Below are 16876 nucleotides of genomic sequence, written 5' to 3'. Positions count from 1 at the left end.
GCTGCAAAACTGAGTTGTTTCATGGGCAATTTCAGTCGATTGATGATGTCCGCTATTTTACAGGTTCAGGAACTTGTTCAGGGCTTCCTTAGCTTGGGTGTCATTGCAATGGAATAATCATGGAATGGCCCAATTGCTTGGAGATCGAATGGGCGGCATTGCTTTTTGGACTATGTCAAAATACGTTATTGAGTACTAAAAACAGTTTTCGAATTAATCACATAAAGATAATACAAAATATTTGTCGGAATATTTTACATATTATGATTTAAATACTATTTAAATATGACAATTGAGCAGTAACCCAATGAAATAATTGGAGTCAATTTTTTTGGCACAATCATTGCTTACAATCTAATGAAGATTATATTAATTTAAGATATACATAATTAAAAACTGGAGACGCACAAAATGAAATATCCCTTTTTAAAAATGGCAGCGTTGTTACCCTGTTTGTTTGTTATCCAGGCTCAAGCCGCTCCAGTATTCCAGTTGGGGGTGGATAATAATCTTGGCTTTCAGGCGGTCGGTAACAAGACAGGCGGGACATCTATCGCAGTGGGAGATATATTCTATGGCGTCGTGAACCTTCAGGATATCAGTTCTGGTACAACCACGTGGAACGCCAATAATGTTTCAGCGCCGTATGATTCGTTTTCTGGTTATTTTGTAACGCAGGTTAGTAGCATTACCCAAAGCGGATTCCCCGGCTTATATTCTGTGCAAATGGGTGTTGCTGCCAGCGATCCGAATGGTGTCATGTCAGCAGGGGATTTAGCGGCCGGCACTATCATGAAGATGTACACCGATACCAGCACTCGATATACCACGTCCGGACCAACAGGGACTGATATTGCCAACGCAACGGATGGTACGCTCTGGGCCAGCCTGGGTATTTCTGGGGGTGGCTACTGGAGTCTAGGCGTTTCTCCCGCCGGTTTTGGTACTTCTGGTTCTGCAGGTGGATTAAACTTTATTACCAACAATACCGGCTTAAACTGGAGCAAGGTATTGGATAATAGTTTGGGATGTGCCACACCAGGTGGTTGTCAGGTGGACATGAAGTTTATTTCTACATTTAGTCAGACAGCTGGCGGTGCCTGGGGAGTCAACATTAATGATCCAGCCGTCCTGCATCCTGTACCTGTGCCGGCCGCCGCTTTGCTCTTGGGCTCCGGGCTTATCGGCTTTGCGGGAGTATCGATGCGCAAAGGCCGGAAGTTTGTTGGTTAAATATCAGCGTATTTGAAGAGAAAAATCATGATGCAAACTCGATTGAACAGACTTGCCAAAATAATGGCAGGAGCAATAGGTGGAACGCTGCTCTGTGTCTCCGGTGTGGAAGCTTCACCTATTCTGGCAGTTGGTGCGCTTAATGATTTGAATTTTAATGTGTCACAAAATTTAGTGGACAACGATGGGAATGGTGTGGCCAGCCCTGGCGATTACCTTTATGGAATTGTGAATGTGACCCGGATTTCTTCTAATGGCGTCGCTTTATGGGATGCCAAGAATGTCCCTGGGCCAGCAATTGATTCATTTAGTGGATACTACATAGGAACTGTAGCAACGATTACGCCCTTGCCTTCTCCGTGGGCGGCAATTTTTACCATGGCCCCGGCGAGTTTCGATCCGAATGGGGTGTTGAGTGCTGCGGATTTGGCTGCACACACGATGGTTAAATTATTTACCGATACCATGACGCCATTTGAAACTAATGGTTCTGTTGCTGACGATATTGCCAAGGCGACAGATGGCACACTGTGGGGTGCACTTGGTTTGGATGACGGTGATTGGAATGGTGTTGTGATGCAGAATGGTCAGGTTTTTGCAGGTGGCGGCTTGAATTTTGTTAGCAACTTTACGGGTTTGAATTTTGCGACGCACCAGGCGCCTGGTTGTACAACATGCCCCAACGTGGATCTTTATTTTAATACGGTCGCTACAGATAATGGGCTTAATCAGGCATGGCGTTACTCCGGTAACAATAATGGAGCACTGAGAACGGTTCCTGAGCCGTCTGTCGCGTGGTTGGTTGTGGCCGGATTCCTAGCCTTGGGTGTGACCAGATTTTGGAATCGCGGTTCCAATTTTATAAATAGGTGCTGATGTTATGCAACATGAGTGTTCAGACAAGAAAATTAAATAGTGTATTAATTTGCTCTATCAATAAAGATTGATATTTAGCCAACGAATTATTGTTGGCTTTTTTGTTTGTTAACCACCCTTGACCTAGGCGAGGGTAGTTAACAAACAACACGACTCAATTACGCCGTTCGTGCTGAGCTTGTCGAAGCATGAGCGGCACTCATGGTGCTGTACGCTCACATAACGCACAGCAAATCAGCGTGATGGTGGCGCCTTGCGTGGACGGCGTGCCGGTTTTTCTGGTGCCACGGGAGGATGTGATCTGATCCTGCTTACTCGCTTCTCCTCGTCGGGGCGCGACTGCTTGTCTGCGATGGAGGGAGCTTCTATCCCCGCCCATTTCAGTATCTGACGAACCTGAAGCGGATCCAGCTCCATGGTTTGCCCGCGCTTCAGGCGCGGCGGCAGGTTGATCGCACCGAAGCGCACCCGCATCAACCGGCTGACAGTCAGGCCGACTGCTTCGAACATGCGCCGCACCTCGCGGTTACGACCCTCGCGCAAGACGACGCGGTACCAGTGGTTGATGCCTTCACCGCCCTGGTCGGAAATCGTATCGAAATTTGCCGTTCCGTCCTCAAGCTCTATCCCCGCCGTAAGCTGCACCATCTGCTCGGGCGTGAGCGTTCCCAAGGTACGTACGGCGTATTCACGCTCCACCTCGAAACGAGGGTGCATCAAATGATTGGCCAGTTCGCCGGAGGTGGTGAAAATCAGCAGGCCGCTGGTGTTGAAATCCAGGCGCCCGATGGCAATCCATTTCGAGGTTCTCATCTGTGGCAGGCGATCGAACACGCTGGCACGACCTTCCGGATCATCACGACTGACGATCTCGCCTTCCGGCTTGTGGTAGAGCATGATGCGCGGCATCTTGCCCGCAGCACGAACACGGACGTTCTTGCGATCCACCCGCACCATGTCCTCATCGCTGATGCGCGCGCCCAGTTCTGCCACCTGACCGTTGACGGTCACCCGCCCGGCCTTGATTAGTTCTTCCATGTCGCGGCGCGAACCCAGTCCAGCCTGGGCCAGTATCTTCTGCAACTTCTGCGTCGGCAGACCTCGACGCCCACGCGGCGTAGAGGTTTTTTCTTCTACTTCAGCATCCTCCTGAATTTCATAGAAGGGAGCGGGAACAGCCTCTTCCCTGGCTGGCTTCACTTCGCTTTGCACCTTCAGCGGTTTGCGAAACGGCGTCTTTTTGCCGCCACGAAATTCCTGGTTGCTCGCTTTCTTCCTGGGTGGCGAATCGGAACGCGGTCCGGTGGAATCCTTCTTTTCTGGCATATCGTCCTGCTTTCCGTTATTCGTTAGTTGTTGCGAGTAAATTTACGTCGGTCTGTTCCAGCTGCGGCAATTCCTCCAGCGAGCGCAAGCCGAGATCGTCGAGCATTTGTTTGGTGGTAGCAAATAGCGCCGGCCGCCCCGGTACGTCACGATGGCCAACTACATCTATCCAGCCGCGCTCTTCCAGCGTCTTGATCACCTGACTGCTGACCGCAACGCCACGAATATCCTCAATGTCGCCACGCGTCACCGGTTGCTTGTAGGCGATGATCGCCAGGGTTTCCATGACAGCGCGGGAATAGCGCGGCGGCTTTTCCGGATTGAGCCGGTCGAGATGCTTCTGGTATTCGGCGCGCGCCTGAAAACGCCATCCACTCGCCACGCTGATCAGCTCGACACCACGCCCCGTCCAGTCCTGGCGCAGCTCTTCCAGCAGTTTACGAAGGATATCCGTGCTCAGTTCGAAGTCGAACAGCTTTTTCAACGCGTGCAGGGAAAGCGGCTCCTGACCCACCAGCAGAGCGGTTTCCAGCACCAGTTTAATCTCTTTAAGATTAGGCGTCTGCATGGCTCAGTTTCACATAAATCGGCGCAAAAGGTTCTTGCTGCGTGACCACCACCAGTGACTCCCGTACCAGCTCCAGCACGGCGAGAAAGGTCACCACCAGTTCCGGTACGCCGCGTGACGGGTCGAACAGCGCGCCGAACTCGGCGAAACGCTCATCCTTCAGGCGGCGCAGGAGGCGGCTCATGTGCTCGCGCACCGACAGCTCCTCACGGCTTACCTTGTGGTGGCGATTGACCCTGGCACGCGCCAGCACGCCCAGCCAGGCCTGTTTCAGATCGTCCAGGCTGACTTCCGGCAGGCGCTTTGCCGCGGCCTGCTCCAGCCACACCTGAACCAGGGCGAAATCGCGCCCAGCGACAGGCAGTTCATCCAGTCGCTGAGCCGCCAGCTTCATCTGCTCGTATTCCAGCAACCTTCTCACCAGCTCGGCGCGCGGATCGGTTTCGTCCTCGGTACTCTCGTCGCGGCGCGGCAGCAGCATGCGCGACTTGATCTCGATCAGCAGCGCCGCCATCAGCAGGTACTCGGCCGCCAACTCGAGCTGGCCTGCATGCATCATTTCCACGTAGTGCATGTACTGCCGGGTCAGCTCTGCCATCTGGATATTGAGTACATCCAGGTTCTGGCGGCGAATCAGGTACAGCAGGAGATCGAGCGGGCCTTCGAAAGTTTCGAGAAAAACCTCGAGCGCTTCGGGCGGAATGTAGAGGTCATGCGGCATCTCGGCGAGCGGCTCACCGTGGATGCGGGCAACAGGGGCTTCAGCAGTTACAGACATTCACTCTCACCGCAAAAGACGCAGAGGACTCCGAGGAAAACCATCTCTGCATTTAGCCTCTGTGTCCTCTGCGATTTAGGGGGTGACCTTCAACCAAAAACAATTTTCACCACATCTTTGAATTGTCTCACAAAATGCGCCGTCACGCCTTCCTTTATGTGATCCGGCAGCTCGTCGAAATCACGCCGGTTGGCTTCCGGGAAGATCAGCTCCGTAATGCGGATGCGCCGCGCCGCAATCACCTTCTCGCGCAATCCGCCGATAGCCAGCACTTCGCCGGTCAGGGTCAGCTCGCCGGTCATGGCGAGCGGACGGGAAATTTTCTCGTGACGCGCCAGCGACAGCAGCGCGGTGGCCATGGTGACGCCCGCGCTCGGACCGTCCTTGGGCGTCGCTCCTTCCGGCACATGCAGGTGAACAAAAGCTTCGTCGAAAAACGCCGGGTTGCCCTTGAATGTCTTGAGGTGCGAGGATATGTAACTGTAGGCGATCTCAGCCGATTCGCGCATCACTTCGCCGAGCTTGCCTGTGAGTTTGAAACCGCGATTCTTGGTGTGCACCAGGGTTGCTTCGATCGACAGCGTGGCGCCGCCCATCGCCGTCCAAGCCAGGCCCGTCACTACCCCGATACCGGTGATCGGCTTTTCAGGCATGAACACCGGCTTGCCCAGATATTCTTCAACCTCATCGACACCCAGCCGAATAGGCTGTTCCGCACCGCTGACGATCTTCACGACCGCCTTGCGCACCATGCTGCCTAGCTGTTTTTCCAGGTTCCGCACCCCGGCCTCACGCGCAAAGCCCTCGATGACGCGCTTCAGAGCGGCTTCGGTAACGGTAAGGTCGCCACGCTTCAGTCCCGCCTTCTTGAGTTGCTTGGGCCACAGGTGGTGTTTGGCGATCTTCACCTTCTCGGCAGTGATGTAGCCGGAAAGCCGGATCGTCTCCATCCGGTCCAGCAGCGGCGCGGGGATTGTATCAAGCTGATTGGCTGTGCAGATGAACAGCACCTTGGACAGGTCGAAACGCACGTCGAGGTAGTGATCGAGGAAATCGACGTTCTGCTCGGGATCGAGCACTTCCAGCAGCGCCGAAGCCGGGTCACCCTGATAGGAAGCACCGATCTTGTCGATCTCGTCGAGCATGATCACCGGGTTGGCCACACCGCATTCCTTGATCGCCTGGACGAACTTGCCCGGCATGGCGCCGATGTAGGTACGACGGTGGCCCTTGATCTCGGCCTCGTCACGCATGCCGCCAAGAGAGAAACGGTAGAATTTTCGTCCCAGGGCATTGGCAATAGATCGGCCGATGGAAGTCTTGCCGACACCAGGCGGCCCCACCAGCAAAATAATGGAGCCGGCAATTTCGCCCTTGAGCGAACCCACGGCAAGGAATTCGATAATGCGTTCCTTGACGTCGTCGAGCCCATCATGATCGTGGTCGAGAATCTTGCGCGCACGCACCAGGTCGAGCTTATCTTTGGAAAACTTGCCCCACGGCAGCTGGCTCAACCAGTCGAGGTAGTTACGCGTCACCGCGTATTCCGGAGAACCGGATTCAAGTACCGAAAGCTTCTGCATCTCCTCGTCGACACGTTTTTGCGCTGATTCGGTAAGTTTTAGCTTGGCCAGTCGCTCCCTGAAGCGTTCGATGTCAGCTGTTTTGTCGTCTTTGGCCAGTCCCAGCTCTTTCTGGATTTCCTTGAGCTGCTCGCGCAGGAAAAACTCGCGCTGCTGCTTGGTCATCTTCTGCTCGACCTGCTCACGGATCTGCGACTGCAGCTTGGCGACCTCGAGTTCCTTCTTGATCAACACCAGCACCTTCTCCATGCGGCGGCGCAAATTGAAGGCATCCATCACCGACTGCAATTCCTCTTTCGAGGCAGTAGTCAGGGAAGCAGCGAAATCGGCCAGCAACGACGGTTCATTCGGGCTGAAACGGTTGAGGAAGAACTTGAGTTCCTCGCTATACAGCGGGTTGAGTGGCACCAGTTCCTTGATGGTGTTAATGATCGCCATCGCGTAGGCCTTCAGCTCATCCTCGTTACGCGCGATTTCAGAGGGGTATTCGACCTGCACCACATAAGGTGGCTTGTTGGAAAGCCACTTAACGATGCGGAAGCGGCTTTGGCCCTCGGCAATGAACTGGATTTTGCCTTCGGCACGCACCGGATGATGCATGCGCACAAGCGTGCCGATGGAATAGAAATCCCTCGGCGCGGCACCTTCAGTGTGGGATAGATTGACCAGGATAATGCCTGCCATCTGCTGCGGCGTTTCTCCAATCTTCTTAACCGTTTCCAGCCACGGCCCCTCGTTCATCAATAACGGCAGACTCTGTGCCGGGAAAAAAGGCCTCTCCGACAGGGGCAGCAGGTATAGCGTAGTGGGATAGATGCCGGCAGGAACCAGCGGCGTGGCTTCCTCTCCGGCATCCGTGGAACGTAGAACCTCACCTTCGAGGGGTTCCTGGCCTAGCGTGGCTTTATTTTTTCTTGGCATGATGTTCCTAACATGGAGCTAGGTCAGCCGTAATTCAACCCCATCGCCTCGCGCACATCGCGCATCGTTTCACTAGCCAGCTCACGCGCCTTTTCGCAACCGTCGGAAATGATGTTGCGCACCAGAGTAGGGTCGTCCATGTACATCTGTGCCCGTTCGCGCATCGGCCTCTGTTCTTCCAGCACCGCATCGATCACCGGCTGCTTGCACTCCAGGCAACCGATGCCGGCGGTCGTGCAGCCCTGCTGCACCCATTCTTTTCGGCCTTCTTCAGAATAGACCAAATGAAACTGCCATACCGGACATTTCTCCGGCGTGCCGGGGTCGGTGCGCCGCACTCGCGCCGGATCGGTCGGCATGGTACGGATTTTCTTCGCCACGCTATCTTCATCCTCGCGCAGGGAAATGGTGTTGTTGTAGGATTTCGACATCTTCTGCCCATCCAGCCCCGGCATTTTTGAAGCCGCGGTAAGTAGCGCCTGAGGCTCGGCCAGGATCATCTTGCCGCCGCCCTCGAGATAGCCGAATAGCCGCTCGCGGTCGCCCAAAGACAGGTTCTGCTGGTCATTGAGCAGTGCTCGTGCGGAATCCAGCGCCTCCTCGTCGCCCTCCTGCTGGTAGCGGGTGCGCAGTTCCTCGTAGAGCTTGGCGCGCTTGCCGCCGAGCTTCTTGATTGCGGCTTCTGCCTTTTCCTCGAAACCCGGCTCACGCCCATAGAGATGGTTGAAGCGCCGCGCCAGCTCGCGCGTAAACTCGATGTGCGGCACCTGATCCTCGCCCACCGGCACCTGGTTGGCGCGGTAGATAAGGATATCCGCCGCCTGCAGCAGCGGGTAGCCAAGAAAGCCGTAGGTGCTCAAATCCTTACCGCTGAGTTTTTCCTGCTGGTCCTTGTAGGTCGGCATCCGCTCCAGCCAGCCCAGCGGCGTCATCATCGAAAGCAGCAGATGCAGTTCCGCGTGTTCGGGCACGCGCGACTGGATGAACAGGGTCGCGCGGGAGGGATCCACCCCTGCGGCGAGCCAGTCGATCACCATGTCCCAGACGCTCTGTTCGATGATGCCTGGCGTGTCGTAATGGGTGGTCAATGCATGCCAGTCGGCGACGAAAAACAGGCACTCGTATTCATGCTGCAGCTTGATCCAGTTTTTCAGCACGCCGTGGTAATGGCCCAGATGCAGGCTGCCGGTTGGGCGCATGCCGGACAAAACGCGTTCAGTAAACATGTTCTAAAGTTCTTTCTTTATCAAATACCGAATAGCAGCAATATCAACGATTTTGTCATGTGAATCAGCGGCCCAATAATCGCGCCCAGCACGCCGCTGAACAGCAGAATCACCAGCAAAATCATGCCGTAGGGTTCCATCATTGAATAGCGGTAAGCCAACCGGTTCGGCAACAGGCTGACAGCGATACGCCCGCCGTCAAGCGGCAGTAGCGGCAGCAGATTAAGCACCATCAGTACCACATTTATATTGATCCCGGCCATGCCCATCAACGCCATTGGCAAGGAAAAGGGATTGCTCGCCATCATGTTGGCGAGCTTCATCACCACCGCCCAGCCGAGCGCCATGGCAAGGTTTGCGCCAGGACCGGCCAAGGCCACCCACAGCATGTCCTTCTTCGGATTGCGCAAATAGTTGAAATTCACCGGTACCGGCTTGGCCCAGCCAAACAGAATGCCGCCCAGAAACAGGGTCAGGAGGGGAATAAGAACGGTGCCGATCGGATCGATATGGCGTAGCGGGTTCATGCTCACCCGCCCCAGCATGTAAGCGGTGGTGTCGCCGAAGTGCTTGGCGACGTAACCATGTGCTGCCTCGTGCAGGGTGATGGCAAATACCACCGGCAATGCATAAACGGCGACCTGTTGTACGATATTCAATTCCATTTATTTTTCTTCCAGTCCAAAGGGATGGATATCGCCCTTGCCCGCCCGCACCAGCACCGGCGTCTCACCGCTCAGGTCGATCACGGTGGTGGTATCCACATCACCATAGCCACCATCTACAACCAGATCGACCTGGCGCTCGAGCAAGTCACGTATATCATAAGGGTCATTGAGCGGCTGATCATCCCCGGGCAATTGCAGGGTCGTGCTCAGCAACGGCCCGCCCAGTTCGGCCAGCAGCGCCTGGAGAATCGGGTGATCCGGTACGCGCAGGCCTATGGTCTTGCGCTTCGGGTGCTGCAATCTCTTCGGCACCTCCCGTGTCGCTTCCAGGATGAAAGTGTAGCAGCCCGGCGTATTCGCCTTGAGCAGCCGGAACTGGCGGTTGTCCACTTTGGCATAAACGGAAATCTCGGCCAAGTCGCGGCAAACCAGGGTTAATGGATGGTCTTCGTCCACACCGCGGATCGCGCGGATGCGCTGCTGCGCCTCTTTGTCGCCCAAGCCGCAGCCCAGTGCGTAGCTGGCGTCGGTCGGATAGGCAATCACCCCACCGTTGCGGATGATTTCCACCGTCTGGTGAACCAGGCGCAGCTGAGGATTTTCGGGATGAATGACAAAAAACTGGGACATGATCGTTAGTATGTAGGGCGGATGAGTGCAGCGTTATCCGCCGTAGTAGAAGGAACCCCTGTGGCGGAAGGCGCTTCGCTTTTCCGCCCTACATGCTCAGGGCTCATCTCCGGCCAATTGTGCCACACCGGCTTGCAGCCGGGCGGCAATGCGGGCAAACGACCCAAATCCATGTAGCTTTCGCCCACCCCGTGAAAATCGGAACCGCAGGAAGCCAGCAAATCGAATTCCTTGGCGTAGTTGGCAAATTGAATGAACTGATTAGCGGTATGGTTGCCCGTCACCACTTCGATCGCCTCACCACCAGCTTCCTTGAAATCGGCGATCAGGCTGTCCAGATTGGTCCTGCCCAGGTCGTAGCGGCCGGGATGGGCGAGTACCGCGATCCCGCCGCTCGCACGAATCCAGCCGATTGCATCGGAAAAATCGGCCCAGCTGTGCTCCACATAGCCCGGCTTGCCCTTGACCAGGTATTTTTTGAATACAGTACGGGTATCCTTGACGATACCCTTTGCCACCAGAAAGCGGGCAAAGTGGGTACGGCTGATGATGCCCGGATTGGCGGCATAGGCGTAAGCGCCTTCCAGGCTTCCCGGTATACCGGCCCTTTCCAACCCGGCGGCTATGTGCATGGCACGTTCGCCGCGACCGGCACGAATCGCTGCCAGACCATTTCGCAGTGGCTCGTAAGCGGGATCGATGCGCAGACCGACGATGTGCACGCAGCGTTTGTTCCAGGTTACCGAAATTTCGACGCCATTGACCAGCGCAATGCCAGCCTCGGCCGCGGCCGCGCGCGCCTCGTCCAGTCCGGCGACATCGTCATGATCGGTCAGCGCCAGCACCCTGACTCCATGGGCGTCTGCGCGCCGAATCAGCTCGGAAGGAGTGAACAAACCATCGGAAATGGTTGAGTGACTATGCAGGTCAATAACGGAAGACATTTATGGCAGGCTTGTTAAAACAACCCGAATCATAGCAAAATACGGGTCTCGATGAAATGATGCGTAATCCAACCAGCCCTGATGAAATTCCTTTTCGACCTGTTTCCCATCATCCTGTTTTTTGGTGCGTTCAAACTTGCAGGGGCATATCCTGACCAAGTTGCCGCGCTGACCGCCTCGATCGGTTATCTGGCGGACACGAAACAACTGCCTATCCTGATTGCCACCGCTGTCGCTATAGTAGCCACGTTCGGCCAAATCGGCTGGGTACATTTCCGTCACGGCAAGGCAGACAAGATGCTGTGGATCAGCCTGGCGATCATCACGGTATTCGGCGGCGCGACCCTGCTCCTGCACGACGAAACCTTCATCAAGTGGAAACCGACCGTACTTTACTGGCTGTTCGCCAGCGTATTATTGATCAGCCAGATCGTCTTCAGGAAAAACCTGATTAAAGCCATGATGGGAAAGCAGATGGTTCTGCCGGAAAACATCTGGAACAGGTTGAATCTGGGCTGGGCCAGTTTTTTCACGGTGGTCGGATTCGTCAACCTGTACGTGGCTTTCAACTATTCCACCGACACTTGGGTCAACTTCAAATTGTTCGGCATTCTTGGCCTGATGCTGGTATTCGTCATCGGACAGGGCATGTTGTTGGCAAAATACATTGAAGAAGACAAGGATGCCCAGTAATGCTGTACGCCATTATCGGCGATGATGCACCGGACAGCCTGGAAAAACGCCTGGCCGCCCGCCCTGCACACCTCGCTCGCCTGGATGCCTTACAACAAGATGGGCGACTAACGTTGGCCGGACCATTTCCCGCAATCGACAGCCCCAACCCAGGCCCAGCCGGCTTCTCCGGTAGCCTGATCGTGGCCGAATTCGAATCTCTGGAAGCTGCGCGCACCTGGGCCGAGGCCGACCCTTACCTCTCGGCCGGGATTTTCAAACGGGTTACCGTCAAACCATTCAAGAAAGTACTGCCTGCATGAGCACACCTGAAAAAATTCGTGAACGACTCGCCCCGCTTTCCCCGGAACGTCTGGAAATCGAAGATGAAAGCGCCCGGCATGCCAGCCATGAAGGCGCCAAGGGCGGCGGCGGACACTACCGTCTGACTATTGTTTCAGCCCAGTTCGCTGACAAATCGCTGATTGCCAGACACCGCATGATCAATGAATTGCTGGGAGAAATGCTGCAAAAAGAGATACACGCAATCAGCATAAAGGCGTACACTCCCGGCGAGAATTAAATAGACTATAATCAACCTTCTACATTTTTTAACCAAAGGATGTTATTAATGTTTTCATACAAATCCCGAATTCTTGCAGTCTCTATCGGTAGCATGCTCACCCTCGCTTCGTGCAATGCGCAGGATGGCGACAAATCCGCCGTGGCACCCGCAGTCAGCGCTACTGCAGCCATCGCCACGGTAAACGGTTCACCGATCAGCCAGGCACGCTTCAACTTCCTGCTCCAGCAAAGCCAGCAGCAAGGCCAGCCAGACTCCCCCGAAGTGCGGAAAAACATTCGTGAAAAACTGATTATTGAGGAAGTCGTTGCCCAGGAAGCGCTCAAGAAAGGCATGGACAAGCTGGCCGACGTGAACACCCAGATCGACCTCGCACGGCAGACTATACTGATCCGCACTTACCTGCAGGACTTCATCAAGAACAATCCCCTTGGCGATGATGTATTGAAAGCCGAATACGAAAAAATCAAATCCCAGATGGGTGACAAGGAATACCACGCGCGCCACATCCTGGTGGAAAAGGAATCTGAAGCAAAAGACATCATTGCCAAGCTGAAAAAAGGCGAAAAATTCGAGAAGCTGGCTGAAAAATCGAAAGACCCGGGCTCCAAGGCCAAGGGTGGTGATCTGGGATGGGCCGCCCCGGCCAATTTCGTGCCGGAATTCAGCGCCGCCATGACCAAGCTGCAAAAAGGCCAGTACACCACCGAACCGGTGAAGAGCCAGTTCGGCTACCATATCATCAAGCTCGAGGACTCACGCACGATGCAGGCGCCACCCTTCGACGAGGTGAAACAGAACCTGCGCCAGCGCGCGCAGCAGCAGCAAATCGACAAGATGATCTCTGATTTGCGCGCCAAAGCCAAGATTGAAGAAACGGCGGAAGCGGCAGCTGACAAGAAGTAACTCAGCGAACTACCCGCAACAATGAACAAGGGCGCCCAAGGCGCCCTTGTTCATTTCAGAATCAGCAGAAAATCACCCCACCCACTTCCTGGCATTGCGAAACATCCGCAGCCACGCGCCAGTCGTCGGGGCGTCCACTTCTGGGTCGTAATCGAATCTCACATTCACATCTCCGCAAGCCTTAGGTTATCCAACAGCAAAACTTCCTGCTCCACCCCGCCACCGTAGCGTTGCATCAAGTCAATCACAGTCAAGATGCTCAGGTCTTTCGTTTCGGCCAAACGTGGCAGTAGAGCACTACTCTTGTCCATCAGAGCTGGTTTGAGAAATCTGTTTTCTTTGAAATAGCTTTCCAGATTAACGGGTAGGAAAAATGATGCACGCGAAGCTTGTTCCTTCAATCTACGATACTCATCCAGCCCAACTGGGTCATAGTCGCCAAAATGTGTCAGGTGTCCGTTTATCATGGATGAAGCCACCCAATTCACTAGACGTTCTGACATCCGGCCATCGGTAAGAATAGCGACAGAGACATCAACAGATGCCCAGTCGAACCGGTAGAACAACTCTGGCCCTTCCACGGTGGCGACATTTCCATGGATGAGCGGCAAATCGGTGATATCACCAGTGTCTTGCAGCGTTAGTGCCACACAGCCCGTCTGCCGGGTAATCTCTGGGGCATCAATTTTGATCGTGCTGTTAGATATGTTGGTTGTGACTTGAGCATCACCAAATACACGAAGCAGCACGAACTCGAAATCCAGTCCCGGCATGGACTTGGTATCCCCAAAACGATTCAAGGATTGAGTCCTGCGTCCCTCTGATGTGTCATTTTCTCCGAACAACCCACTGGGAAATTTTCTGTCTACAAAGCGCCGCACTGATTCCTGATTGGCAACCATGACAACCCATCCGCCGCCGCGCCTTTCTTCCCTTAATGCCCCAAGGTCAAACAGCGTCACCAAATCTTTGTTAGCGCGGGCAGAAATCTTGCTGCGCACCACCTCTCCGGTTGTTAACAATTGATGGAGCAGGTTGGCGAGCGGATTAAGCGGCTGCATTTTCAACCAATTCTTCTTTCACCTCGCGGCGAATACGCCGATGGCTGTCCAGAACAGCCCTCCCCTTGTCCGCCCACTGCACGAAGTAAAGGTTTTCAGCTACGGCGACCGGGATGGTGCTAGCCAGCACAGGACAAAAGCCGAGTCGGATTGCGGTATCTACGATTTGCTTCAGGTTCTTCGGGTCTATCTGGTTAGCTTCGTCCAAATAGAATGGAATCGACATCTCGCCAGACTTAATGACTGATGGGCGCATCATATCCCGAATCAAAATCATGTTGATGAGTGCCTTAATCATGATGGTCGTGCCATTCGATTCGATGCTAGACAGATCGGAGAAAGTTTTCTTGCTGCCATCTTCGAATTCGATAATGAATCGCACACCAAATAGGTCTGCTAGCCGAATAATTGGGTTCTGTTCAATCATCTTGCCAATCTCTTCAATGGCCTTCGTCGATTCAGACAATCCAGCAAACAGCGTTCCTTCATTGCTAATCATGTCACGATATTTCTTCGTGTGGTCTTTCCTCTCCTCGATCTCTAACGAGATGCGCTTGAGATTAGATATGGGTACACCAGCCAGATGCTGGTTGAACGAACGCATCTTTTCGCGCAGAGAATCCAAGTCTTTCAAGATGTGACTGAAAGAAGTTCGCAGCCCCACCACACACCCTTCCCAAATCCCCTTGCAGCTTTCCTCGATTTTTTGAATGCTATCCACCGTGGTGAAGATCGCCTCGATCTGTTCTTCAAGAGAAGTGCCCACAAAATGGTCTCCCGCAGACGGCGCACTGCGACGAATACTTTCGAGGATATTTCCAACTTCCCTACCTGTGCTGATGTTGGTGTCATGCATCTCGCGATAAATAGATGCCGCCTGGTGAAAGTCGTCCGTCCACGATGGATCGATCAACCCGATAGGCCACGATGCATCCGGTAGCGCATATCTTTCCTTGAAAACTTTTTCCACATCAAGCCCAGCCTGTTCAGCAGAGTTTTTCTGGCGAATCAATTGCCCAGAAAGAGCAGATTTTTCTTCTTCAGTCTGCCGAGCTTCTGCTTCCTTCAACTCAATTTCAGCCAACAAGGTTTTAACTTGCGACTCCCACTCGGGCTTCTTCTTCAGCTCTTCCTGAGACTCATCCCATTTAATTAGCAACTTCTGGATTGTTGTTGCCTGACCAGATAACTCCTCGATTTGTTTCTTCACCGCAGAGGCATCTTGCGCCACGACCAGCTCAGAAGTTTTCTTCTTAAGTCTTGCCTTAGTTACCTCAATCTCGACTTTAATGGATTCAATGTCATGCAATGCTTCATTCGTGTCGGGCAACGAGGACAGTTGTATCTTTGTCCCGTTCCACTCGAATACGCCATTGCGAATGGCATCCCTAATGGCATACAAATACCTCAATGCACCCGCCTCATCCGACACCTCGATTGAACCCTGTTGCAATGGTGCAGATAGCAATACCGGGTTAAGCACTCGAAATACATCATGAATTTCAGCGTCAGTGAAATGCACCTTCAAGGCTGTCCCAGCAAGTAAAGCAAAATTGTCGTGACTGCTCTGCAAATTTTTCAGCTTGCGATTCAGCTTTTGAATATCCTGTTGAATGACTTCAACTGGATCGGTATTAGCGTGCAGCTTGCCTTGAAGCCCAGAGATTTGACTTCCCAAATTGCGTAAAGCCTCTCGCTCCAAACTAGCGACAAATCCTTGCAGTGACTGTTCTTTTTCAGCCAACGTACTCAGGTTATTTTGCGCTACAGCGTGCTTCCCCGCACGCTCCTTGATAACTTTACCGATTGCTATCTGGCTGATTTTAAGTTGACCGATTTTTTCATCGGCCTGGCGCGCAGCATCACCAAACCGCTTTTCGTCCGCTCGCAAGCGTTGAATAGTCTCGGTCTTGATGCGCTCTAAATGCTGATAAAAAGCCGGAATATCCTTGCGTGTTGAGGTGTGCATTCCCCATTGTTCCTTCAGTTTCTGGGCATCTGGCAAGATTCTTTTCAACTCGTTGAGCTTGTCTCGTTCCAGCCTGGCGCGGGCGAACTCGGTGCCATACTCGACTGCAAGGTTGATTTCCTTTTTGCGGAACTGGTCATGCACTTCCAGCAGGGTTTCCTTGATGTCTTGCTGGGTCATGTTATTAAGGCGCAAGAGGTTCCTGAATAGATGTGAGAACTTTCCATACTTACCTTCGTCGCGCAACGGCACGATACCGAGTGAAATCTGTGTGTCATCAAGACTTCCCAGCACGGACGCACGAATATCTTTTGCCTCAAGGATGCGGAAGTGGCGCGCATCTTCATCCAATTTCATCTTCACGTCATCGAATGCGCGCACATGATTGTCCGCCAGAACAAATATGTCTTTCTGATATAGGCCGGAAAAAGTGAATCGTTCGATGTTGTAGCTTTGCAACGCCCCCCGACCATGCAGCCCAACAGTGACGTACTTGCCCTTGTTGGTCATGCACTCGAACAAGATGTAGCTTTGATCGGAATTGAAGTAGTAACGCTGTGTTTCGTCCCATTTGTAATTGCCGAATTTCATTTCATTGAAATTGCCGATATAGAGGAACTGCAATGATTCGATCAGTGAAGTCTTGCCGACATTGTTGTCACCAACCAGATGAGCGGATTTACCGAGTTCCAACTCAGCGTAGTCGAATCGGCCTGCGCGAATGAAAATGATTCTTTTAACTCCGGGAGTTAGCATCATTTTCTCCATCAATTGCAGGTTGCTCAGTCACATCTAAATTGTTATTCAAACAAGTTTCCAGCATCCGCCAAATCGGCGAAATGAATCGCCCCGCTCCACTAGACACTTTCGAGCCGGTTGAAATACTTCTTTTCGAACTCTACCGGAGAATCGCCATCGGTGTAACTGTGACG

16 protein-coding genes are annotated in these 16876 nt (G+C 53.4%); 6 read left to right on the top strand and 10 right to left on the bottom strand.

Translation table 11 applies throughout. The features are described 5' to 3' along the window. Positions 1-411 precede the first annotated feature (411 nt). Both SCT_RS13900 and SCT_RS13895 read left to right on the top strand, forming a co-directional pair. Positions 412-1233, top strand: a complete 822-nt coding sequence (locus tag SCT_RS13900; RefSeq protein WP_059424122.1) for a VPLPA-CTERM sorting domain-containing protein — start codon at positions 412-414, stop codon at positions 1231-1233. Between the two features lie 27 nt (positions 1234-1260). Continuing rightward, a complete protein-coding gene (locus SCT_RS13895) occupies positions 1261-2109 on the top strand; it encodes a hypothetical protein (protein ID WP_059424121.1) in 849 nt (282 codons plus the stop codon). Between the two features lie 234 nt (positions 2110-2343). Here SCT_RS13895 and rluB read toward each other — a convergent pair whose 3' ends face one another. The 8 genes from rluB to SCT_RS13855 all read right to left on the bottom strand — a co-directional run bounded on the left by rluB (position 2344) and on the right by SCT_RS13855 (position 10753). Beyond that, a complete protein-coding gene (rluB, locus tag SCT_RS13890; RefSeq protein ID WP_059424119.1) occupies positions 2344-3435 on the bottom strand; it encodes a 23S rRNA pseudouridine(2605) synthase RluB in 1092 nt (363 codons plus the stop codon). Between the two features lie 16 nt (positions 3436-3451). After that, entirely contained in the window at positions 3452-4003 is a 552-nt protein-coding gene (gene scpB / locus SCT_RS13885) for an SMC-Scp complex subunit ScpB (RefSeq protein ID WP_082098368.1), read from the bottom strand. After that, positions 3990-4781, bottom strand: a complete 792-nt coding sequence (locus SCT_RS13880; protein ID WP_059424117.1) for a ScpA family protein — start codon at positions 4779-4781, stop codon at positions 3990-3992. Before SCT_RS13880 ends, scpB begins: the two co-directional genes overlap by 14 nt. Positions 4782-4870: 89 nt before the next feature. Continuing rightward, positions 4871-7285 carry an endopeptidase La gene (lon, locus tag SCT_RS13875; protein WP_059424115.1) on the bottom strand — a complete coding sequence of 805 codons (2415 nt, stop codon included), beginning with the start codon at positions 7283-7285 and terminating at the stop codon, positions 4871-4873. A gap of 23 nt (positions 7286-7308) precedes the next feature. Continuing rightward, positions 7309-8511 (bottom strand): tryptophan--tRNA ligase, encoded by a 1203-nt coding sequence (locus SCT_RS13870; protein ID WP_059424113.1) that lies wholly within the window; start codon positions 8509-8511, stop codon positions 7309-7311. 20 nt (positions 8512-8531) lie between these two features. Next, positions 8532-9176, bottom strand: coding sequence for a site-2 protease family protein (locus SCT_RS13865; protein ID WP_059424112.1), 645 nt, complete (start codon positions 9174-9176; stop codon positions 8532-8534). Then, positions 9177-9809, bottom strand: coding sequence for an L-threonylcarbamoyladenylate synthase (locus SCT_RS13860; RefSeq protein ID WP_059424107.1), 633 nt, complete (start codon positions 9807-9809; stop codon positions 9177-9179). Between the two features lie 5 nt (positions 9810-9814). Continuing rightward, on the bottom strand, positions 9815-10753 hold the full coding sequence (locus SCT_RS13855; RefSeq protein ID WP_082098367.1) for a 3',5'-nucleoside bisphosphate phosphatase: 939 nt from the start codon (positions 10751-10753) through the stop codon (positions 9815-9817). A gap of 81 nt (positions 10754-10834) precedes the next feature. Between SCT_RS13855 and SCT_RS13850 the strand changes: the two genes are divergently transcribed. The 4 genes from SCT_RS13850 to SCT_RS13835 are packed head-to-tail and all read left to right on the top strand — an operon-like array spanning position 10835 to position 12914. After that, complete coding sequence (locus SCT_RS13850) at positions 10835-11446, top strand: septation protein A (protein WP_059424105.1); 612 nt, start codon at positions 10835-10837, stop codon at positions 11444-11446. Further along, complete coding sequence (locus SCT_RS13845) at positions 11446-11748, top strand: YciI family protein (RefSeq protein WP_059424103.1); 303 nt, start codon at positions 11446-11448, stop codon at positions 11746-11748. Before SCT_RS13850 ends, SCT_RS13845 begins: the two co-directional genes overlap by 1 nt. Further along, positions 11745-12008, top strand: a complete 264-nt coding sequence (locus tag SCT_RS13840) for a BolA family transcriptional regulator (RefSeq protein ID WP_059424100.1) — start codon at positions 11745-11747, stop codon at positions 12006-12008. The genes SCT_RS13845 and SCT_RS13840 overlap by 4 nt, the downstream gene beginning before the upstream one ends. Before the next feature lie 48 nt (positions 12009-12056). After that, on the top strand, positions 12057-12914 hold the full coding sequence (locus SCT_RS13835; protein ID WP_189799675.1) for a peptidylprolyl isomerase: 858 nt from the start codon (positions 12057-12059) through the stop codon (positions 12912-12914). A gap of 164 nt (positions 12915-13078) precedes the next feature. Here the strand turns inward: SCT_RS13835 and SCT_RS13830 are convergent, their stop codons facing one another. Next, the gene (locus SCT_RS13830) at positions 13079-13975 is read right to left on the bottom strand and encodes a hypothetical protein (RefSeq protein ID WP_059424098.1); all 897 of its coding nucleotides are present in this window, start codon (positions 13973-13975) and stop codon (positions 13079-13081) included. Further along, a complete protein-coding gene (locus SCT_RS13825; protein WP_159107915.1) occupies positions 13962-16703 on the bottom strand; it encodes a hypothetical protein in 2742 nt (913 codons plus the stop codon). The genes SCT_RS13830 and SCT_RS13825 overlap by 14 nt, the downstream gene beginning before the upstream one ends. Positions 16704-16876 lie beyond the last annotated feature (173 nt).

This window comes from Sulfuricella sp. T08 (genome assembly GCF_000971475.1).
GTDB lineage: Bacteria > Pseudomonadota > Gammaproteobacteria > Burkholderiales > Sulfuricellaceae > Sulfuricella.
This window is presented reverse-complemented; position numbering and strand designations above follow the sequence as displayed.